This window comes from Sphaerothrix gracilis Ecp01, assembly GCF_030405905.1.
GTDB classification, from domain to species: domain Bacteria; phylum Cyanobacteriota; class Cyanobacteriia; order Phormidesmidales; family Phormidesmidaceae; genus Sphaerothrix; species Sphaerothrix gracilis.
Genome location: NZ_JASATW010000042.1, coordinates 1 through 19219 on the forward strand (window position 1 = coordinate 1; position 19219 = coordinate 19219).

Annotated in this window: 17 protein-coding genes and 5 pseudogenes; 9 read left to right on the forward strand and 13 right to left on the reverse strand. The window is 48.6% G+C overall.

The window, feature by feature from the left end; all coding sequences use genetic code 11:
• Positions 1 to 481, forward strand: a pseudogene (locus QJQ48_RS25755) (IS701 family transposase); the annotation flags it as partial.
• Positions 482 to 605: 124 nt separating this feature from the next.
• Here QJQ48_RS25755 and QJQ48_RS25760 read toward each other — a convergent pair.
• The 5 genes from QJQ48_RS25760 to yfcF form a co-directional block, all read right to left on the reverse strand.
• Entirely contained in the window at positions 606 to 1493 is an 888-nt protein-coding gene (locus QJQ48_RS25760; RefSeq protein WP_346294117.1) for a DMT family transporter, read from the reverse strand.
• Complete coding sequence (locus QJQ48_RS25765; protein WP_346294118.1) at positions 1490 to 2011, reverse strand: MarR family winged helix-turn-helix transcriptional regulator; 522 nt, start codon at positions 2009 to 2011, stop codon at positions 1490 to 1492. Before QJQ48_RS25765 ends, QJQ48_RS25760 begins: the two co-directional genes overlap by 4 nt.
• A 285-nt stretch (positions 2012 to 2296) precedes the next feature.
• A complete protein-coding gene (locus tag QJQ48_RS25770) occupies positions 2297 to 3997 on the reverse strand; it encodes a protein adenylyltransferase SelO (protein WP_346294119.1) in 1701 nt (566 codons plus the stop codon).
• Positions 3998 to 4195: 198 nt separating this feature from the next.
• On the reverse strand, positions 4196 to 5365 hold the full coding sequence (locus tag QJQ48_RS25775; RefSeq protein WP_346294120.1) for a restriction endonuclease: 1170 nt from the start codon (positions 5363 to 5365) through the stop codon (positions 4196 to 4198).
• A 188-nt stretch (positions 5366 to 5553) separates the two neighbouring features.
• Positions 5554 to 6189, reverse strand: a complete 636-nt coding sequence (gene yfcF, locus QJQ48_RS25780; RefSeq protein ID WP_346294121.1) for a glutathione transferase — start codon at positions 6187 to 6189, stop codon at positions 5554 to 5556.
• Between the two features lie 90 nt (positions 6190 to 6279).
• Between yfcF and QJQ48_RS25785 the strand changes: the two genes are divergently transcribed.
• The 3 genes from QJQ48_RS25785 to QJQ48_RS28420 are packed head-to-tail and all read left to right on the forward strand — an operon-like array spanning position 6280 to position 7411.
• The gene (locus tag QJQ48_RS25785) at positions 6280 to 6432 is read left to right on the forward strand and encodes a hypothetical protein (protein WP_346294122.1); all 153 of its coding nucleotides are present in this window, start codon (positions 6280 to 6282) and stop codon (positions 6430 to 6432) included.
• A complete protein-coding gene (locus tag QJQ48_RS25790; RefSeq protein ID WP_346294123.1) occupies positions 6426 to 7271 on the forward strand; it encodes a sensor histidine kinase in 846 nt (281 codons plus the stop codon). Before QJQ48_RS25785 ends, QJQ48_RS25790 begins: the two co-directional genes overlap by 7 nt.
• Positions 7244 to 7411 (forward strand): ATP-binding protein, encoded by a 168-nt coding sequence (locus tag QJQ48_RS28420; RefSeq protein WP_428843095.1) that lies wholly within the window; start codon positions 7244 to 7246, stop codon positions 7409 to 7411. The genes QJQ48_RS25790 and QJQ48_RS28420 overlap by 28 nt, the downstream gene beginning before the upstream one ends.
• Before the next feature lie 100 nt (positions 7412 to 7511).
• Here the strand turns inward: QJQ48_RS28420 and QJQ48_RS25795 are convergent, their stop codons facing one another.
• Together QJQ48_RS25795 and QJQ48_RS25800 are read right to left on the reverse strand one after the other, a co-directional pair.
• Entirely contained in the window at positions 7512 to 7883 is a 372-nt protein-coding gene (locus tag QJQ48_RS25795; RefSeq protein ID WP_346294124.1) for a hypothetical protein, read from the reverse strand.
• Between the two features lie 184 nt (positions 7884 to 8067).
• Positions 8068 to 8388, reverse strand: a pseudogene (locus QJQ48_RS25800) (hypothetical protein); the annotation flags it as partial.
• A 17-nt stretch (positions 8389 to 8405) separates the two neighbouring features.
• Here QJQ48_RS25800 and QJQ48_RS25805 point away from each other — a divergent pair.
• Positions 8406 to 8672, forward strand: a pseudogene (locus QJQ48_RS25805) (transposase); the annotation flags it as partial.
• A 65-nt stretch (positions 8673 to 8737) separates the two neighbouring features.
• Here the strand turns inward: QJQ48_RS25805 and QJQ48_RS25810 are convergent.
• The 4 genes from QJQ48_RS25810 to QJQ48_RS25825 all read right to left on the reverse strand — a co-directional run bounded on the left by QJQ48_RS25810 (position 8738) and on the right by QJQ48_RS25825 (position 12717).
• Positions 8738 to 9415 (reverse strand): response regulator transcription factor, encoded by a 678-nt coding sequence (locus QJQ48_RS25810; RefSeq protein WP_346294125.1) that lies wholly within the window; start codon positions 9413 to 9415, stop codon positions 8738 to 8740.
• Positions 9321 to 10853 carry a sensor histidine kinase gene (locus tag QJQ48_RS25815; protein WP_346294126.1) on the reverse strand — a complete coding sequence of 511 codons (1533 nt, stop codon included), beginning with the start codon at positions 10851 to 10853 and terminating at the stop codon, positions 9321 to 9323. The genes QJQ48_RS25810 and QJQ48_RS25815 overlap by 95 nt, the downstream gene beginning before the upstream one ends.
• Positions 10853 to 11272 carry a DoxX family protein gene (locus QJQ48_RS25820; protein WP_346294127.1) on the reverse strand — a complete coding sequence of 140 codons (420 nt, stop codon included), beginning with the start codon at positions 11270 to 11272 and terminating at the stop codon, positions 10853 to 10855. Before QJQ48_RS25820 ends, QJQ48_RS25815 begins: the two co-directional genes overlap by 1 nt.
• A 122-nt stretch (positions 11273 to 11394) precedes the next feature.
• Complete coding sequence (locus tag QJQ48_RS25825) at positions 11395 to 12717, reverse strand: NAD(P)/FAD-dependent oxidoreductase (protein ID WP_346294128.1); 1323 nt, start codon at positions 12715 to 12717, stop codon at positions 11395 to 11397.
• A gap of 178 nt (positions 12718 to 12895) precedes the next feature.
• Here QJQ48_RS25825 and QJQ48_RS25830 point away from each other — a divergent pair.
• Both QJQ48_RS25830 and QJQ48_RS25835 read left to right on the forward strand, forming a co-directional pair.
• A pseudogene (locus tag QJQ48_RS25830) lies at positions 12896 to 12997 on the forward strand (IS5/IS1182 family transposase); the annotation flags it as partial.
• A 94-nt stretch (positions 12998 to 13091) separates the two neighbouring features.
• A complete protein-coding gene (locus QJQ48_RS25835) occupies positions 13092 to 13670 on the forward strand; it encodes a GNAT family N-acetyltransferase (protein ID WP_346294129.1) in 579 nt (192 codons plus the stop codon).
• A 113-nt stretch (positions 13671 to 13783) separates the two neighbouring features.
• Here the strand turns inward: QJQ48_RS25835 and QJQ48_RS28425 are convergent, their stop codons facing one another.
• Together QJQ48_RS28425 and QJQ48_RS25840 are read right to left on the reverse strand one after the other, a co-directional pair.
• Positions 13784 to 13969, reverse strand: a complete 186-nt coding sequence (locus QJQ48_RS28425) for a DUF433 domain-containing protein (RefSeq protein ID WP_428843093.1) — start codon at positions 13967 to 13969, stop codon at positions 13784 to 13786.
• Between the two features lie 46 nt (positions 13970 to 14015).
• Positions 14016 to 18158: a CHAT domain-containing protein gene (locus QJQ48_RS25840; protein WP_346294130.1), complete on the reverse strand. Its 4143-nt coding sequence runs from the start codon at positions 18156 to 18158 to the stop codon at positions 14016 to 14018.
• 85 nt (positions 18159 to 18243) lie between these two features.
• On the opposite strand from QJQ48_RS25840, the gene QJQ48_RS25845 reads away from it, so the two are divergent.
• Positions 18244 to 18714 carry a hypothetical protein gene (locus QJQ48_RS25845; protein ID WP_346294131.1) on the forward strand — a complete coding sequence of 157 codons (471 nt, stop codon included), beginning with the start codon at positions 18244 to 18246 and terminating at the stop codon, positions 18712 to 18714.
• A gap of 230 nt (positions 18715 to 18944) precedes the next feature.
• A pseudogene (locus QJQ48_RS25850) lies at positions 18945 to 19208 on the forward strand (DDE-type integrase/transposase/recombinase); the annotation flags it as partial.
• Positions 19209 to 19219 lie beyond the last annotated feature (11 nt).

The following is a 19219-nucleotide window of genomic DNA, read 5'->3' on the forward strand; positions in this document are numbered from 1 at the left end:
GCAGCGACAGATTTGGGCCTTCACCAAGGTAGTGCGACTGAAGAAGTATGGCCGCAAACGCTTAGTCATTGTTCACGAAAGCGCTGAGCTCAGTGACGCCCCTCGGTTTTTGTTGACCGATGCCTTGCATTGGGACAGTGCTCGCAGCTTTGCCACCTGGAGTTATCGCTGGCCTGTCGAGACCTTTCATGAGTTTGCCAAACAGTTGGTCGGCTTTGAATCGGCTCAGCTACGTAACGAGGAAGCGGTCAAGCGCCACTTCTGCTTAAGTTGCGTAGCGCAGTCGATTTTGCAGACGGCGACTTGTTCTGGGCAAAAATCAGAACGGTTGCAGTTTGCAAAACCCCAACAGCAAACGATAGGGCAGCGACTTTACACTCTGGGACGCGAAGCTCTGCATCAACTGCTAGAGATGACCCAAGGGTTACTTCAGCAGGGACGCTCAACTGAGCAAATTCTGGAGGTGATGATGCCTGCTTGAATTGCCGATCGCCATAACAGCTTTTTTCTCTGCTCGTAACTTGCCAAGTCGTGTCATCAACTTGTTATGCGGCGATGGCCGCAGTCGGTCTTTGACCATCGCTGCAACTCATCCGAGCATCCCATTACGCCTGGGCGGATTCTAACCTGTTGGCGTAGTAAGAAGTTGCCACGACTAGTAAACCCCCGATCCATTGGGTTAGGCTAGGCTGCTCCCCAATGATTGCAACTGCACTAGCTACACCAAAAACAGGAATCAAAGCAAGATAAAACGCAGCTTGACTAACGGGTAGTTTTTGCAATGCAACAAGATAGAGCAAAAACGCCAATGCATATTGCATAATTCCTGAACCTACTGCCAACAACCAAAATCGCAGCGAAATGTTTGCTGCGTTCACTTCGTAACTTGGACTGAGGACTGACAGAACACTAAAGCACAGTACAGTTGTAATCAATCCAACGGTTTGCTGTGATGTAGTTAATTGTAAAGGGTTCGCTGTTACAATCTGCTTTTTGCTAAAAAGAACATAAAATACCGCGAACAGAGTGCCGAGAAGAACGAGTGAATCGCCAATAAGAGAAGAATGATTCGCACCCTGAGCATCTTTCAACATCAACAGAGACACTCCCACAAAACTAATCCCAGCTAGCAGGAATTTTGCTCGCGTCAGTTTCTCCCCTAAGAAAGCGGCAGCAAATAGAATGGTCAGAATAACTTCAGTGGAAGCAATTAAGGTGGCGTTGCTTACTGTCGTCATCTTTACACCAAAGATCCCAAACATATAAGCTAAAGCTGGTTCGAAGATCCCAGCGAAACCCTGTTTGAGTCGTTGCCAGGAGAATGGAAGTCGACGCTCCTTCAGGTAATGAACTGTAGCAAGGAATAGAACACTGGAGAGGAGTTGAATTATCAGTAGTGTTGTGGCTGTAATCTCTGAAAGGGCGATTTTGGTAAGCGTTACCCCTACTCCCCAGCAAAAGGCATAACTCAGCGCAATAATAATTTTATTCATGGTTCCAGCAATTGGCGATATTTCTGTTCGACAGGGCAGTGATCAGTTGGACACACTTCCTCCTCACAAAGCCGACAAATCATGAAACTGCGTAACTCACTAGTCGTCATTGCTGCGAGCATCTTTTCCAGCAGCTTTGTGAGCTGTTTGCGATCGCTCTGTGTCAATACGCTCATGGCAAGTCGCAACTGACGTCGGCGCTCGCTCAGAATGGCTTGCCGGCGCTCATGTCCCGCTTCTGTCAGAAATAGAGCGAGTGTGCGACCATCTGTCCCAGGTCTGCGTTCAACAAGACCTTGAGATTCCAGCCGATCAATCAGCCGAACGGTTCCTGGATGAGAGAGATTAAGAATCTGGCGTAGGGCGTTGATCGAGAGACCTGGATCAGCGCCTAAAGTTACAAGGGCAGCAGGGGTTTCTCCACCGTGCCCGGCGTTGACTTCAACAACTGAATTCAGCGCATCCACAATACTGATTGCTAGTGCCCCCAAAAGATTTACTGTTCTTTCGTCATCCATAGAGCAAGTTTGTGAGTCGATGCTTGATTCTAAATATGTATGCATTATGCATATAAATGGGCGAATGTAAAGCTCGAACTTGAATTTATTCCAAATCGCGCTGCTTCACTGTCGATGCCAGCGGACTGTGCCATCCGGTTGGTCAACCACCGCAATCCCCACCGCTGCAGCCAATCGCGAATATCATCGGCTATGGCAAAGTCACGCTATTGTCGAGCCATTTAGCGTTGCTGAATCAGGTCAGCGATGCTCAAAGACTGGCCCGCAGCGATCGCCGCGTCGTCATCAAGATGAACAGCTATAGTGCGACACTCCCCCAACGTCAGAAAATGCGCTAGGTCTTAGACGATAGTATTTATCTTCTACGTTTTGTGATTGCTCATCATAGGGATGGCTCAGGACTGCTTGCAGTTCGTTAACTAACGTGTAGTTACCCTGTATGGCTTGTTGATAGGCCGGGACAATCAACCACTCTCGCCAGGTGTATTTCGGGTTAGTCTGTTTCATCTTGGTTGATATCTCAGCCAAAGTGCCGTCGTTAATGAGGCCGCGCCAGCTTTTTAGCCAAGATTGCCATTGCTCCTCGAACTGTTGTGACGTTTTACCATAGAAGCTCTTTGTCAAGGCTGAGACATCCTCTGGTATGTGGGATAGCTCGCGGAAGAAAATGGTGTAATCCACATCTGAGTGGGTCATTAACTGCATCAATTTCTTGAATAGCTCTGGGTTAAATTCAGTCAAGCCAAGTTTGGTCGCCCACATTTTTTGGAGTTGTTGTTGCATGGCTTCTGTAAAGCCACGGCCTACTTGATCGAACTGTTCTAAAGCGTCAGTATCTTCTGCCAGTAGTGGCCTCACAGCTTTCCAAAACATATAATAATTCGCTTCTGCTGCGATGGGCTGATTGAAAAATGCAAAGTGTTCGCCGCCGCCAGTCCAAGGTTGAAACCAAGGGTCAAAAATTTCACAAAATCCAAAAGGGCCATAGTCGAGGGTAAAGCCACCAGCGGCGCAGTTGTCACTGTTGAAATTACCCTGGCAGTAACCAACCCGTAGCCAGCTGGCCACCAGTGAAGTAAGACGCTGGCGAAAGTGCTTGGCCAACTCAACTAATTGATCTGCAAAACCAAGGGTTGAATTAATGTCGCTTTTGTATTCTCGCTCAATTAAATGGGACACAATCATGCGCAACTCTTCTGATGCTCTTGGATGAGCGTTGCTGCCAGCGCGGCGAGCAAATAACTCTAGCTGACCCACGCGCAAAAAGGAGGGAGCAACGCGGGTTGAAATGGCTACAGGATCGTCTACCAAAACATCCGGGTCAAGCGAGCAGGAGTCTTGAGAATACCAAGGCCGGGTCACAGTCTCAGATTTAGACACATACAGGGTCAAAGATCGTGATGTGGGCACCCCTAAAGCGTGCATATAGTCTTGCGCTAGAAACTCACGCACACTTGAACGCAGTACTGCGCGCCCGTCGGCACCCCGGCAATAAGGTGTGGGACCACCCCCTTTCAATTGCATTTCCCAGCGCTGGCCATTAATGATTCCTTCAAACACAGATATTGCCCGACCATCGCCATAACCATTCCCCGTACCAAATGGACAATTTTGGATATACTCGGTGCCATAAATCGACAAGGCATACCCCGTTGCCCAGCCAACCTTTCGCATTGGCTCAGGCGCAGCAGAGAGATCACCCGAAAATACCTGGCGAAATTGTTGATTAAATGCCAGCTCATCGCTCAACCCAAGTTCCTTAAAGAAAGTGCTGCTATGGGCGACATATTCTGGTTCTGGAAGCGGGGTAGGGGTCACAGGGACGAAATGACCCGAAAAAACCTGCCGGGGACGGTGATCATCACCATCGATCGTGGCATCAGGGTCGGCATTTAAGGTGTCCATCAGAGAATAATCCGCCAACTGCACAAACTCATCGAAGGTCGTTACGCAGGGCTCAGCCGATAGTGTAGATGGATATAACATTTTTGCTACCGCCGATGCTGACGGGAGAAACTCGTGTTTAATTAAGAATCATGTAGAGGTTAGCATAAAAGCTGATTGGCGACGGCTCCAGCAACTTTCAAATAGGATTAACGTTCCCGACCAGGAGGCAGGTCACCTCGTACTCAGCACCAGCGTCTCTCGCCCGTCCGCTGCGTTGGGGTTGTTGTGTTGCGGTTTTCACAGTACATCCTGGAATAGTAAATCAGAAAGTACTGACGGAGCTAACCAAATCCCAGATTCCGCTTTTATGTATGTTCGGCACAGAGAAATTATCTTTTTGTCTACTCCTAACTTTATTGATTGCCGATCAACTTCTGTTAAAGCTTCAAGAGCATCACCGCTGTATCCATAAGTTGCTAAATATAGTCCCCCATCTCGATTTTCACGCGCAACAACACTAACAAAATCGCTAATATATCGCTTGCCGACACGCTGCCCTGAACGCCAGTGCTTAATTTCTACAACATAGCTCTGCTTATCACCTTGAACAATGCATTCTAAGACTAAATCTTTACCACCATCTTTACTTGAAGGCGTGAGAGTTACATCAAAACCTAAACCTTGAAAGACTGCCGCAAGCATTCTTTCCATATCTCGCCATTCTAAATCTTCAAGCCCTTGGGGATCATTCGCAACAAGACGAGCAAGTTGTTTAGATAAATTTGTGATAGCAGTAACGATTTGAGAGTGCTTTGTTTCATTATCTGACTCAGCAAGCGTTGAATCTATCCAATCCCAAAGTCCCTGATAAGTTACATCTGGATAAGCTTCATGGATTGATGTAAGAACTTTTCTTTTTAATTTATTTCTGGCTTCTGATGCTCCCGTAAGCCCTTCTACTTGAGCTAGATGATACTCATAATTGGAAAGCGCATGAAGCAATACATTAATAGTAATTCTGTGCAAGAACTCAGGATCAAGTTCTCTAAAATCTTGATGTATTAGCTTTTCATATTCTTCCCGATTTGACCAGAGATCATTATAGTTATCAATTGAAAATCTAAAAAGCTGAGTTTCTGAATATTTCGGGACTTCAACTGCCAGTGAATCAACCCACTCTATCAGCAATGATCGCCTTTGTTGATGCTGTTTTATGGCACGCTTGCTAAAGTCTTCGCGGCGATGATCGTGCTTAGTCTTCCATGCTATAAATTCTGGATTTTCCTCTACCTCATTAACTGTTATCACACGCCACAACTGCATTGGAGGGCCTGAAAGATGATGGGGATTTTTCCGAGTTTCTTCAGGCGGCCCTAAAAACCTCTTAATTGCACCATCAGTCCAACCGCGCTCTTTAATAGCGGCTTTAGTTAACCAATCCTCTTTGTTCAGCTTCTTTGCATTCATTCCTCAACTCAAGCAGGAACATTTTGGATTTTAGTACAAGTGCTTCTCTCAAGTAGCTATTAAGTACCGTCTAAGACGAGAACTAAGCGGCACAACGACCCGCTTCACCCGCCGCCAACAACCTCTCGGACTCAATGGAGAGACTGATACGGTCGGCGTGCAAGCGGATTGTTAGACCGCTACCTGATTTATTTTCGCTCCTGTTGCACCCACTGTTGGACAGAGGGACGTTGCCACTGAAAATCTGCATAGTTCTTGAGTTTCTCTGGAAGTTCATCACCATTGAGAACCAGACGATTTAGCATCAGCGCTAAGTCGGTATCTGCAATGCACCAATCATCAAACAGGTTTAGGTTTTTGCTATTCAGCAAGCTATCAGCCACGCGAATTAACTTTGCCACTGCTTTACGACCAGACTTAGAAAAAGGGGCAGACGTTGGCTTGAAGAAAATTACCTCAGTCGTTCGTTCCTCTCGGATAGGCATTAAATCGCTACGGAGCCACGCCTGAATCTGTCTTGCTCTAGCACGATCGGCTCTATTTTGGGGAAATACAGATCGATAGTTAGGCTCAGGAAATTCCTCTTCGAGGTATTCAATAACCGCAGTTGATTCTGAAAGGAAAAAACCATCATGATTAAGAGTAGGAACTCTTGCCGTCAGTGAATGGTCGCAGTAAGGCGAAGTTAGGTTTTGGTTGGCATCAAGATCAATCTTTTCAGTATCAAATGGAATGCCCTTTTCAAGAAGTGTCACAAAGGCCGACATGGCGTAAGGGCTTGTGAATTGCTTGTCAACAAAAAGCTTGAGGTTAATCTTACTCACACTCCCTCCTCATTAAAAGAGTTTCGCTGCTCAATAATCAGATCTTACAGTTGGCCTTGTGCTGCATCCACACAGGTCTCTCACGACCCAATGCTAGCGGAATACGGCCCTGTCTTTTTGATATGTTTGGTCGTCTCGCAGTTTTTGGGACTGTCGCTTAACCTGTTGCTGCTGCATCGCGTGCGATCGCCTGCCTTTACTCGCTGGGTTTTCTGGGGGTATTCAGGAGCTGAGCTGTGCTGATAGTGCCTCAGCTCCAGCATATGGTCGTGGGCGATACCATGCTCGATCTGGGGGGCTGGACGATTTTCTTTCTACTGCAAGCGGTCCTCATCCCCGTGCATTGGTCCTGGCACTTGATTTCTCAGGCCAGCCTGATGGGGCTGATCAGCATCTCGTTTTTGCTGTTCCGCTTTGACTTTCTGGGACTGCCGGAGGGTATGCAGCTGCCCGTTTTTGTCCTCTTCACCGTCGTCATGGCCTGTATGTTTGGTGTAGCTGACTTCGGTATCTTTCTCTACGAACGCCTCCTCATCCGCGAGTTTGACCTGCGCCAACATTTGCAACTTTTTCTCCATGCGGTCTCTCACGATCTGCGAAATCCCGTTACGGGCACTTTGATGCTGCTCAAAACCTTGTCTGCCCACGAGGGCAAAGTCTGGATGGATCAGGCTGTCGTTGACCAAATGATTGCAGGTCAAGAACGACAACTCAAGCTGATCAATTCGTTGCTGGAAGCCCATAGCCAAGACATGGGCGGCATCGCACTGCATCGAGAGGCGATCGCCCTGCGGCAGTTGGTGGATAGCACTATCCTCGATTTGCAACCCATATTAAATCAGATGCACGGCACCACTCAAGTCCTTATTGCGACTGACCTGCCCCTCGCAATGGTTGATCCATTACAGATTCGGCGCGTCTACGACAACCTCATCACCAATGCCTTACAGTACAACCGCCCCGGACTGGATATCACGCTCAATGCAACCCAGACGCCAAAGACATCACCTCGATTTCTCTCAATCATCGCATCTTCGATCGCTACAGTCGCGGTATCAACCACCGACAGCCCTTGCACTTAGGCTTGGGCCTCTACATCTGTCGACAAATCATCGAAGCGCATGGTGGCCAAATTGGAGTCGAAAGTGAACCTAATCACGGCACCACGTTCTGGTTTATGTTACCTTTGGCAAAGCTGAAATCAAGCATCAGTGGTCGATAGGGCGTTGCTGAAATGAGGGATGAACAGATTTGCAGAACCCAGCAACGCTAGACTCTTGAAAATCTGCTTCATCCCAGAAATCAGCAACGCCGAATTTTCCTTACTTGTTTAAGTTTTCGCGGCGCAGTTTACGCAGGTTGATACGATCTTCATCGTAGAAGAGCTCAGAGTGCGCTGCCTGATCTGGCTGGTCAACTAGCTGATTGAGAGTTTCATCGGTCCGGTCTTGGCGAGCACTATCTATATCCTCATGTTGATTAAGTAGTTCTAACTTTTCGTACCAAGGCTCACCTGAGTCTGACCAACCTTTACTGAAACTGTTTGTATCAGTAGTTAGCTGTCTAGGAGCGCTGGAGTGCTCTAAATTTTGGTGACCAATTTCAGCGTAGTCAGAAAGAGCAAAAGCTGCAGAGATAGATGCTGTAGAAAGAGCGATTAGAGTAGTTACGAACGAAGTTACAAAGTGCGACATGTTTTTAGTTATTTAAGGAATTTGCTCTGATACTTTATGATTTCTAGCATTGCAACGAATTGAGAAATCATGCTGAATAGAATCTGAAAAAAAAGTCAGCAAATACGCTCTTAACGAGAAAGAATAATAACAGAGGCTCTATTTGACCAACATTCTGCAGGTTACTAAATAGTTAAGAAGACGCCTAGCAGCTCTCAGCGAGCGGACCGAAAAAACGAATAATTTGACAGCGCTCATCGGTAAGATTACTAATGTATCTGGCTCAGTAAATTTGCACCAGATAAATGCCCTGAAGCCTCTGCATAATCCATCTAAAAGTAAGCCTAGCCGTGGGCTGTCGCTTCTGGCCGCGCACGCGCTGCTGTTGAGCGTTGAGTCCCTGGTGCAGCTTACGCTCAGCTAGAGTGTAGATCATCAGGGTTAAAGCCATCACTGACGCTGAGGCTTCAACGCGCTGAGCTTTCTTGACAAAGAGACTGCTGGTGAAGAAGAGCGAATTCTTGAGAACAGGATAATGAATTACTTCATACCAGTCGCTTGGTACAGCAACAGGGGGCTCGGTGGCAGGAACAGGGGTTGTTCATTTTCTTTCTACCGGCTTATTGCTCGGAGATGAATCCGATTGAGACGCAGTGGCGACAGCTCAGTCACGAAATTGCCGGTCAGATGTTGGACAACGAATATGACCTGGCGATGGCCGTGATTGACGGTATGGAAGCCCGTAGTGCAGCAGGAGGGTATGCGTTAGAACGTTTTATATTAATTGCACCTAAGTTACTCATTGATTAATCCTCATAGTTTGAAGGGCTTGAGGGGAAGCTGGCAGAGGCGGTGTCAGTTATCGATAGCAGCGCTTAGGGCTGGCTGCGAAAGCGATAGCCCATCCCTCTGACAGTTTCAATGTAACCTTTGCCCAGCTTTCGGCGCAGGTGCTTGACGTAGACTTCGATAATGTTGGAGCCAGGATCGTAGTCATAGCCCCAGACTCGGTTAAGCAACTGCTCTTTACTCATTACCTGCATAGGGTGTCTCAGAAAAACCTCAGCTAGGGTAAATTCGCGGGCTGAGAGATCAACAGCCTGGCTGTCAACCCAAACCTGACGTGTGAGCAGATCAAGCGTTAAATCACCAACTTTGAGACGGGTTTCGGATTGCGGTTGGGCATGGGTGTAGCGATCGCGCAACTGAACCCGGATGCGCGCAAGCAGTTCCTCAAAGCGAAAGGGCTTAGTGACATAGTCGTTGGCCCCTCCGCCTAAGGCTGTTACCGTGTCGTCAACGCCTTCTCGAGCCGTCAAGACAATTACGGGTAAGCAGTCACCCTGACCTCGGAGTTCTCTTAGCACCGCTAGGCCATCTTTGTCCGGCAATCCCAAATCTAAGATCATTAAATCAAAGTCTCCGCTACTAGCTAGTTGGGAGGCTTGGTAACCATTTTCAGCGACTAGAGTAGTGAACCCGTGAGCCTTGAGACCCGCTCGCAGAAAATCGACGATATGAGGATTGTCCTCGGCGATGAGAATTCGATTCATAACCTGTTGTTTCTGCTTGCTTTACCGATGTTTCCAAAGGCATCACCAACGTGAAGGTAGCTCCCTGCCCAGTCTGGCTAGAAAGCTCTACCCGTCCGCCATGGGCTTGAACAATGGCGTTAACAATCGATAGCCCCAGTCCTGCACCTTCAAACTGTTGGTTATTAGTGGTTGCTCGGGTAAAGCGCTCGAATATGCGAACTTGGTCAGCTACCGCAATGCCCTCGCCCGTATCTCGCACCCAAAATCGCAGCTGATTGCCATCAACCGCAGAACCTAGGGCAATGGTCTCTCCGGCTTGAGTATGACGCACGGCGTTTTGTACCAGATTCATCACCGCTTGAGAAAATCGTTGACGATCTAGTGTGGCTGGATATAGCCCTTTTGCTTCCAATCGCCAGTCGCGCTCTGGCGTCAGCGATCGCGCTTTGAGGTATAGCTCCTCAGTCAGCCAGTCTAAATCTTCAGGCTGGAGAATCAGAAAATCAGGCCGTTCAGCTTTAGTCAGCAGCAGCAGGTCGTTGACCAGGCGGTTCATCTGCTGAAGTTCATTAGTAATCAGGGCAATAGTTTCGGGCTGTTTCTCGGGGCGGTAGGCCAGCATCTCTAGCTGCCCCTGAATTACGGTAATGGGTGTGCGCAGCTCATGACTGACATCTTTGAGAAACTCCTGCTGACCGTCAAAAGCGGCCTGTAGCCGATCCAGCATGTCATTGAACGTCACTGTCATCGCCGTGATTTCATCGGTTCCCTGAACGGGTATGCGCTGGCCCATGTCAGATTCAGTAATTTGTCGGGCCGTTTGATTCATCAACCGCAGCGGTTTGAGCAACTGTCCCGCTGTAATCCAAGCAATGATGAAAAAGCCGCTCAATACTGCCACGGAGACCTTAAGCACCAACCGGATCGCGCTGGTTCCAGACTGGTAGGCCACAGTTCTATCGGCAAGCGCCACAAACACGCCCACAGCTTTGTTGCCAACGATTAAAGGATCGGCTACCGCATAGGCAATATTTTGGGGACTATCTACCAGGCGCTGGCGCTGCTGAGTTTCTAGAGAAGCCCAATCGGTCATTAGTTCCGGCTTCTGTCTTAGCCACGCTGGCAGGGGACGGCTAGAGCGATAAAACTGGCCGTCAACAAAGGTGATAATCCATTCATTCTCAGCCGGGACATGATCGGCTAAAACCTGATCAAAAAGGTCAGTAACTGCTTGCTCAGTAGGACGCCGGACAATTAAGGGCTCTGCAGAGCGCTGGAACCGTGACACTTCCTCGACTAAAGCAGATTCAGCTTGCTGGTATAGGCGATCGCAGTAGATTTGTCGGGTCACCCAGATGGCTACGCCCGTAGTGGAAACGGCTAGCAGAAAGTACCATGCCAGAAGACGAGTCCGAATATTCCGAAAGGAGATAAACCAGTCAAAAGTCTGTTTCATTAAACCGATTCCTTAGAATAGGACTGCGAAGCAGCGCTCACGCGACGATCCAGGCTTATAGGGCCGGCTCCATAGGCAATTACCATCAGCAGACCACCGATGATGGCTAAATTTTTCAGAAATTGGATCATCTGAGTCGGATCTACCAGCGGATTGTGAAAGACCAAAGTGGCTGGTGCCAGGAACACAATCAACAAGCCAGCGCCAAGGCGAGCTTTGTAGCCCATAATCAGTGAAAGGCTGCCTAAAAAGAGAAAAGCGATGGTCGATACAGTCACCAACAGTGCCAAAGGCAGACCTGCTCCAGCAATTTGCTGATGGGTGCCAGAAAAATCCATCAGTTTGCCAGCGCCGCTATGGAGAAAAACGACGGCGATCGCTGTACGAGCCAAAAGCGGAACGTATTTCTGAATAATCATGGGAGTTTTCCTCAGTTTTAATGGTAACGAGATAAATTCTTCAGATAAGTTTCTTCAGATAAGTTGTCGGCGAGAAAAGTTCAGCAGCCAGCGTTAAAAGCCCTACGGAACTATCTTTCGTGCTACATCTGGCGGGTGGATTGAGAAAAGATTAAAGCTCGTGTGGGCTGGGTAGGCCCAGAGCGGGAAGGCACAGTCCAAGGCGATAAGATTAAACGAATGGCACGATCGCCGCGAACATAGCCGTGTAACCAGTTGAGTAATACCGTCAATCGATTGCGTAGACCTGGCAGATATATCAGATGAACGCTCAGCCACATCAGCCAGGGCAAAAATCCGGTTAACAAGAAAGGGCCAATTTTTCCTACTCCTGCATAGCCGCCAATAATTGCCAAGCGTCCCTTATTAAAATAGTTAAACGGTTTGGGCAATCTCCCCTGTAGCTGCCGGTGAATGTTTCGCGCTACGGCAACACCTTGCTGTAAGGCTTCGGGAGCAACCCCGGTCAGCGGCTTGCCCTGATGTTCTACATGGGCCAAATCGCCAATAGCATACACATTGTCATAATCACTGAGTTGTAGCGTTGGTCTCACCTTCAACTTTTGCTTGCGAGTAGTCTGAGGCGTAGTTGTCGCTGCGGGCATTTGCGCTTCGAGTCCCGCCGCCCAGATAACTGTTTCGGTTAGCAGCGTGGAGCCGTCTGTGAACCCTACCTCTTGCGATGTGACCTGACTCACCCGCGTACGAAAATGCACTTTTACTCCAAGCTGACGCAGCTTTCGGGTAGTGTAGCGTCCGAGACGCTCTGGCAGATTGGCCAACAAGTTGTCGCCGGACTGCACTAGCACAATCTCCATCTCCTGCCAGTTCAGGTTAGGATAATCGTGCTTAACTGCCCTTTGCAATTCAACTAGCGTACCAGCCATCTCGACCCCCGTTGGACCACCTCCCACAATTACGAAGGTCAGTAGCTGCTGTCGTCGTTTTGGATCTGGCTCTCGGGTAGCCTGCTCAAACTGGTTTAAGATGTGATTCCGGAGTACAACAGCCTGCTCTAATGTTCGCAAGGGAAAAGCATAGTCTGCAACACCCGGCAAATTCATGAACTGAGTCTGACTGCCAGTAGCTAGAACCAAATAATCATAAGTAATTGTAGTCTCCTCAGTTTTGATAACCTGGCGTTCAAAGTCAATCTGCTGAACGTCTGCCATTAGAAAATGGGTACGTGATGCGTTGCGGAGTACCGTTCGTGTAGGATAGGCAATGCTTTCAGGTTCAATCTGAGCTGCAGCTACTTGATAGAGTAACGGTACGAATGTGTTGTAGTTGTTGCGATCAACTAGCAATACATCAGCCTGGCCATTTGCAAGAGATTGAGCCGTTTGCATACCGCCAAAGCCAGCGCCAACAACCACAATTTTTGGAAGAGGGGGAGGAGGTTGCATAGTTCTAATGCCATAACGCGGGTTGACAGTTTCTAACATTGCAAGCGGATTGCGTCACTCTCTGAATCCAAACTGAAAAAATTTTCAGAATTTGTTAGTTTGCCACGGCGTTGTTGCATGAAAAGGTTACGGACCGGAGATGGACTAAGGCTTAAGTATCACCCAAAACCGAGGGTCCATGAGCTACCGCACCCGTAACTGGTCTGAGTATAACGCTGGTCTCAAGCAGCGTGGCAGTCTGACTTTCTGGCTATCAGAAGATATCGTGGAGGGCTGGCTCAGCGGTTCTGTCGCAAAAACTCAGGAGTGGTAGATTAGGAGACCGATTTCCTCTTCATGTCTCATCCTGCTTTTGACATGAAGGATAAAAGATTATGCAGAAACAAAGTTGGCAATCTCCTGAACATATCCAACTTAATGGCAAATTTGTTACGTTAAAGCCCCTAATCCCAGAAAGAGATGTCGGTGAACTCTATTCATGTTCGCATGGTAAGCCTGAAAAGGAAGCGGTGTGGAGATATTTATTCTATGGTCCGTTTAAAAGTTCCTCTGCCATGCAGGAATGGATGAATAGAAAGATGATTGGGAAGTCAGATCCATTAGTCTGGACGGTCTTTGAAAACTTAAGCAACACTCAGGTAGGCATTGTCGGTTTGTTGACGATTGTTCCAGATCATGGACGAGCAGAAATTGGTCATGTTTGGTTTAGTCCGACTGTTCACAAAAGTAAAGTCAACACAGAGTCACAGTTTCTATTACTTCAATATCTCCTTGATAATCACTCATATCGTAGAGCTGAACAGAAATGCGATGTCCTCAATCACGCCAGTCGGACAACAGCCGCAAGAATGGGATTTCTTTATGAAGGCCGCTTTCGTCAACACATGATCATTCGGGGCAAGAATAGGGATACTGATTGGTTCGCGATGACAGATAAAGAATGGGGACGCTAATCTGCGCATCAATATTTTCATCGGCGACGAGTTTCATGGAGCGAACTCAGCGGTGGGATAAATGACATCGGCTCGCAGTGCTTCTACTGCGAACGCTAAAGCTGCTTGAATAGCTATTTGAGGCAACGATGAGCTGACAAAATTTGTTCTGGCTGCTCACCTGCTGCTAGCTTCTCTAACAACGTTTCAACGGTTATACGAGTTCCTTTAACAACAGGCTTACCCATCATTATGTGTGGGTCTGAGACAATCCATTGTTTCAGGTCAGTTGGCCTCATGGTTAAACTGTGAAAACCCATCTGTATCTAACAGGGTACTGGATGCAATACGAAGATAGGCGATCGCCTACAGGCCGTTACCAATCAAAATAAATGGTGCCCAGTAGTAGGGATGATCCAGGGTTTCGGCGGTAAACGCTTCTCCGGTTTGCCGATTGACAATGCCGATACCTGCTCGCGCTGCACCTGTCGCTGAGAAATCACCTGTAATCAGCGCCATTTGGGCCTGTTGCAATGCCTCAGCTTTGCTCATGCCTTGACCGAGAGCGTCATAGAAAGCAGTCATCAGAACCTGAGTCCCTTGGTCGCTTACCTGCCACAGGGACGATAGCACGGCTCTAGCGCCCTGAAGCTGAAACGTGTAGCCTAGGCCCAAAATCTCTTCGCCATTGCCCAGTCCACCTACTCCGGTTTCACAGGCACTCAGCACCACTAGATCAACTCCGTTGAGCGTCCAACCTTCGATATCTCGCAGCGTAGGCGTGTCGCCGTTGCCAAAGAGAATGAACGAATCCTCTGGCACACCGGGGACAAAAGCGGCATGAGTAGCTAGATGCAGCACGGTGTACTCATCCATTATGGGCCGCACGGCTGATAGGCTAAACGCCTGATTGAGAAACGTTTTCTCAGCCGGCAGCGTTTCTACTTCTAAGCCGGCACCGGGGAGTCCTGTAAAGGTGTAGGACGTACCGTTGACCTCTGGGGTGTGTACCAGGGTTTCATCGGTGTAGGCGGCGGCGAGAATGCGGGGCTGGGCGGCGTCAGCTTTGGTCAGGTCAGTCAGGGAGGCGGCGGTGATGTTGTTCACCTGGTAGCGCTGAGTCAGCCACTGATTGCCATCATGCAGCGCGGCCAGGGGAATGTAGCGGAGCTGACCATCCGGAGCGTAGATGATGGTTTCGACTCCGGCCTCAACTAAGTCGTCTTCTAGAGGCCGAATCAGCCAGTCGTAGAGCTGCTGGGCTGGAGCTTCAATGTCTGAACCGGGCTGGGTCAAAGCTTGGCGAAAAGTGAGAATGGCCTCGTTGAGTTCGGCTTTGGTGACGGGGACGGTGCGTCGCAGCGGGGGTGAGTCGGGCGTGGTGATCACTAGCTCTAAGCGGTCTTCTAGAATCAGCGGATAGAAGATGGCGGCATTGAGCTGTTGCAGTTCGTCCCGCTGACGACTGAGCTGGTCGAGATTGACGCTGGCTTCTCTGGCTTCGTAGCTGAGCTGCTCAAGCAGGGCGCGAATTTCAGGGCTGCGGCTGAACTCGCCAAAGCTGCTGTTGATTTCATCTAGTAGGTCAGTGAGCTGAGCAATTCGCTGATTTTGAGCCTCGCTGCGCTGGTCTTCAGCAATATCTTTGAGCGTTTCAAGTTCTTGGCCTAGAGCGATCGCGGATTGCTGTCTTGCTTCATAGCGAGCGAGGATAGCGGCTTCGGGGCGCAGATAGTCTACGCCGGTTTGAGTATTGCTATTGCCGCGCACGTCGCGCAGGTATTCGTCCAGCTCTTGAACTTTCAGCAGATCGAGAACGCGCTGGGCTTCGAGGATGCGATCTTGTTTCAGCAGCAGGTCAGCCAGGAAGCGATAGTCGGCAGCGACGGTGTCGGTAAAGGACTGCTGGAGGTCGGGATCCAGGCCGCGAATGTCACCACGAATGGCTTCCCGCACATCCACGCTGGCTTTGAGGAAGATGATTGCTAGTTCTGATTGTCCCTGTTTGTCAAAGAGCTCTCCTAGAGCTACCAACACATTACTCTCTTCAACAGGACTGCCAATTTCACGCGTAATCCTCAAAGCTTGCCCATAAGCTTCCAATGCTTCTTGATACTGGCCAAGCGCCACGTAAACGTTACCCAGGCGAGTTAGTGTGCTACCTTCTTCAGTAGGGCTGCCAATTTCACGCGCAATCGTCAGAGCTTTCTCATAAACTTCCAACGCTTGCTGGTACTGACCAAGTGCCATATAAGCTTGGCCTAAACTAGTAAATGCGCCACCTTCCCCGACGGGATTATCCGCTTCCTGCGCAATCGCTAATGCTTGCTGAGACAGTGCCAATGTATGTTGTGGCTGATCTAGATTTTCGTAAACGCGTCCTAGGGCACTCAGCGTACTGCTCTCTTTGACCGAGCTTTCAATCTCTTGTGCAATGGCTAACGCTTGTTCATAGACCTCTAGTGCTTGCTGATACTGGCCCAGTGCCATATGGGCTTGGCCCACTTTAATCAGGGCACCGCCCTCTCTCACAGAACTATCAATTTCTTGTGCGATCGCTAAAGTCTGTTCAAATACTTCCAGAGCCTGCTGATATTGACCCAGTTGCATGTAGGCGTCACCAATATTGATCAGTGCGCCACTTTTTCCAACAAGATTATTCGTTTCCTGCGTAATCGCCAATGCCTGCTCATAAACCTCTAATGCTTTCTGATATTGGCTGATCGCTATGTAAGCATTGCCCAGAGCAAGTAACGAGGAGCCTTCCCAATTAGGGTTACCTGCTTCCTGCGCAATGGCTAGAGCTTGATCATAGACGTCTAACGCTTGCTGATATTGTCCAAGTGCCATATGGGCACGACCCAGATGAATTAGTACTCGGCCTTCTCCAGCGGGACCGATGAATGTACGTGCAATGGCGAATGCTTGCTCATAGACTTCCAGTGCTTGCTGATACTGGCCGAGCGCCATGTAAGCATCACCCAAACTCAGTAGTGTGAGACCTTTCCCATCTGGGCTGTCAATTTCTTGAGCAATGACTAGAGCTTGATCGAGGACTTCTAATGCCTGTTTATTTTGGTCAAGCGCAACGTAGGCATCACCAATTCTCATCAGTGTGCTACCTATTGCAACAGAACTATCAATTTCTCGTGCAATGGCTAAAGCTTGCTCAAAAACTTCTAAAGCTTGCTGATATTGGCCCAGTGCCATGTAGGCATCGCCTAAGGGACTCAGTGCGCCGCCTTGCCCACTTGGACTGTCCATTTTCTGTGCAATGGCAGCAGCCTGTTTAAAGGCTTCAGCAGCTTTCTGATACTGACCAATTACCATATAACCATTGCCTATGCTGACCAGTGTGCGACCATCTTCCTGCCATCCGTTGTCATAAGTAGAAGAGCCGATACTTTCTATGTAAATGGCTATAGCCTGTTCATATGCTTGTATCGCCTGCTGGAATTGCCCAAAATCTGTGAAGTCATTGCCTAAACTTATTAGAGCCCCAACTGCGCTAGAAGGACTATCAGCCTCTCGGGCCGTGGTTATGGCTTGCTCATAGGCCGCTAGTGCTTGCTGTGGCTGATCAAGCGCCATATACGCATTGCCTACTCTAAGTAGAGCGCTACCTACGGTAGAAGGGCGATCAATTTCTTGAGCATTAGTCAAAGCTAATTTATACGTCTGCAACGCTTGTGGATATTGTTCAAACTCCATCAAGTCATCACCCAGGCTTATCAAAGCTGTTGGTCCGAAGGAGCTATTGACACTATCACTATTGATCTTTTGAGCATTAGTTAGGGCTTGCTCATAGGCTTCCAAGGCTTGTTGTTGCTGACCAAGCGCCATATGCACATTGCCTAGAGAAGCTAATATGCGGTTTTCAGTGCGTCTAGACCATCTGTCGCTTTCTTGCTCAATAATCGATAGAGCTTGTTCGTGAGTTTCCAGAGCTTGCTCATATTGACCAATCTCCATGTAAGCATCGCCCAGGCTTATCAATACACTAAGCTTTTCACTAGAATTGCCGATTTCTCGAGCGATGGTCAGAGCTTGTCCATAAGCTTCCAATGCTTGCCTGTACTGACCAGTTTCTATATATGCAAAACCTAAAGCAGATAGTGTTTCTCCTTCTCTGGCACGACTATCAATTTCTCGGTAAATTTCTAGTGCTTGCTCTAAAAACTGAATAGCTTCTTGAAACTGACTAATTCGGCTTGCGTTTAATAGTTCAACGCCCTGCTCAAAAAGGCGATTTGCTTCGACTTGCTGGCTGTCGACTTGGGCGGACTGCTGTGGGATAGCGGTTGCAAAAAAACCGGTTTCTTCAAAGAAACCGGTTTTCTGGGCAGCGGGGGCGCTCTCAGCCCCACGTTCTGAATCACTATCTGCTTGCGCCAGTAATGGACTCGTCAGCGTGAGACCCAATTCTTGAGAAAATCCCGGTTTTTGGAGGACAGGAACGCTCAGCGCCGCGATCGCTGCCAAACCCAACAGCCTCGCTAAATACCCCATCGTCAGCCTGGCTCCCTACCCACGAGCTACCACCAATCAGCATATAGGTCTCAGCAGAGAATACCGATTCAACTTTTGGCAATCTTTGAGAAAGGTCAAGTCCAGAAACACAGCCAAAGCGATCGCCTACCCAGAGTCAAAATCAGTTCACCGAGAGCGCGCTATGATCAAGCCACAGTCTTACGGTTGGGGAAAAGCTGCTCTGATGATTCAGCCTATCACCACGGCAGTGAACAACCTAGACCAGGCGCATCAGATACTGAAGCTGAGTCCGGCCAATGATGCCCGCTTTTTTACCGACTGGTCTGAGAATTTACCTGAGCTGGCAGAGGCAGAAAAGAGGCGTCTAGATCGGTGCCGTGATCGCTACTTTTACTATGCCGAAGATGGGGCCATCAGCGAAGGGACGGTTAACCTGATTATGATCTCGCCGCTGTTGGAACTGCTCGGTCTCTACGATCCGCCTTACAAAGTTCGCAGTGAAGAATCGGTCAAAATTGAGCTTTCAGAAACTGAAGCAGCGGTACTACCCGACAATGGGCTTCAGCAATGTTAAGACAGCGGGTTATTTCTGCGAAGCGGTCGAGGAGCTGAATCAATTTTTGCGCGTGCGTCAGTCGATGGCAGAATTCGTGTCTTTACCGGAGTATAGGATCCAGATCAAAGCTCGGATGAGCGAACTCAGAAACATGATGAAGGTCGCGTAAGGATAAGAATGAAATAATCGATAGGTCAGCGATCTCTTCTTTCGCAGATAGAGTACTCAATTCTGACACTTAGGATGACCTCAAGACGGAAAAGACACTGCCAGAAGAAACCGAACTCCGTCCCGTTAAGTATCTAAACAACCTGATTGAGCAGGACCATCGCCGCATCAAACGTTTGGTCAAACCGGGTTTAGGCTTCGGTTCCTTTAATACGGCTCGAGGGACTCTCAAGGGGTACGAAGCGATGGCGATGATTCGCAAAGGGCAGAGCCAAAATGTCGATAGAGATGATGTGACAGGACAGATCTCTTTCATTAACCAAATATTCGGTATCGCTGTATAAATATGGATAAG

Excerpts from the sequence above, each read along its gene's own strand:
- QJQ48_RS25760 (WP_346294117.1), bottom strand. The coding sequence starts at position 1,493 with ATGAATAAAATTATTATTGCGCTGAGTTATGCCTTTTGCTGGGGAGTA.
- QJQ48_RS25815 (WP_346294126.1), bottom strand. The coding sequence starts at position 10,853 with ATGAAACAGACTTTTGACTGGTTTATCTCCTTTCGGAATATTCGGACT.
- QJQ48_RS25825 (WP_346294128.1), bottom strand. The coding sequence starts at position 12,717 with ATGCAACCTCCTCCCCCTCTTCCAAAAATTGTGGTTGTTGGCGCTGGC.
- QJQ48_RS25775 (WP_346294120.1), bottom strand. The coding sequence starts at position 5,365 with ATGAATGCAAAGAAGCTGAACAAAGAGGATTGGTTAACTAAAGCCGCT.
- QJQ48_RS25810 (WP_346294125.1), bottom strand. The coding sequence starts at position 9,415 with ATGAATCGAATTCTCATCGCCGAGGACAATCCTCATATCGTCGATTTT.
- QJQ48_RS25770 (WP_346294119.1), bottom strand. The coding sequence starts at position 3,997 with ATGTTATATCCATCTACACTATCGGCTGAGCCCTGCGTAACGACCTTC.
- QJQ48_RS25840 (WP_346294130.1), bottom strand. The coding sequence starts at position 18,158 with ATGGGGTATTTAGCGAGGCTGTTGGGTTTGGCAGCGATCGCGGCGCTG.
- QJQ48_RS25765 (WP_346294118.1), bottom strand. The coding sequence starts at position 2,011 with ATGGATGACGAAAGAACAGTAAATCTTTTGGGGGCACTAGCAATCAGT.
- QJQ48_RS25785 (WP_346294122.1), top strand. The coding sequence starts at position 6,280 with ATGCTAGCGGAATACGGCCCTGTCTTTTTGATATGTTTGGTCGTCTCG.
- QJQ48_RS25820 (WP_346294127.1), bottom strand. The coding sequence starts at position 11,272 with ATGATTATTCAGAAATACGTTCCGCTTTTGGCTCGTACAGCGATCGCC.
- QJQ48_RS28425 (WP_428843093.1), bottom strand. The coding sequence starts at position 13,969 with ATGGGTTTTCACAGTTTAACCATGAGGCCAACTGACCTGAAACAATGG.
- QJQ48_RS25835 (WP_346294129.1), top strand. The coding sequence starts at position 13,092 with ATGCAGAAACAAAGTTGGCAATCTCCTGAACATATCCAACTTAATGGC.
- QJQ48_RS25795 (WP_346294124.1), bottom strand. The coding sequence starts at position 7,883 with ATGTCGCACTTTGTAACTTCGTTCGTAACTACTCTAATCGCTCTTTCT.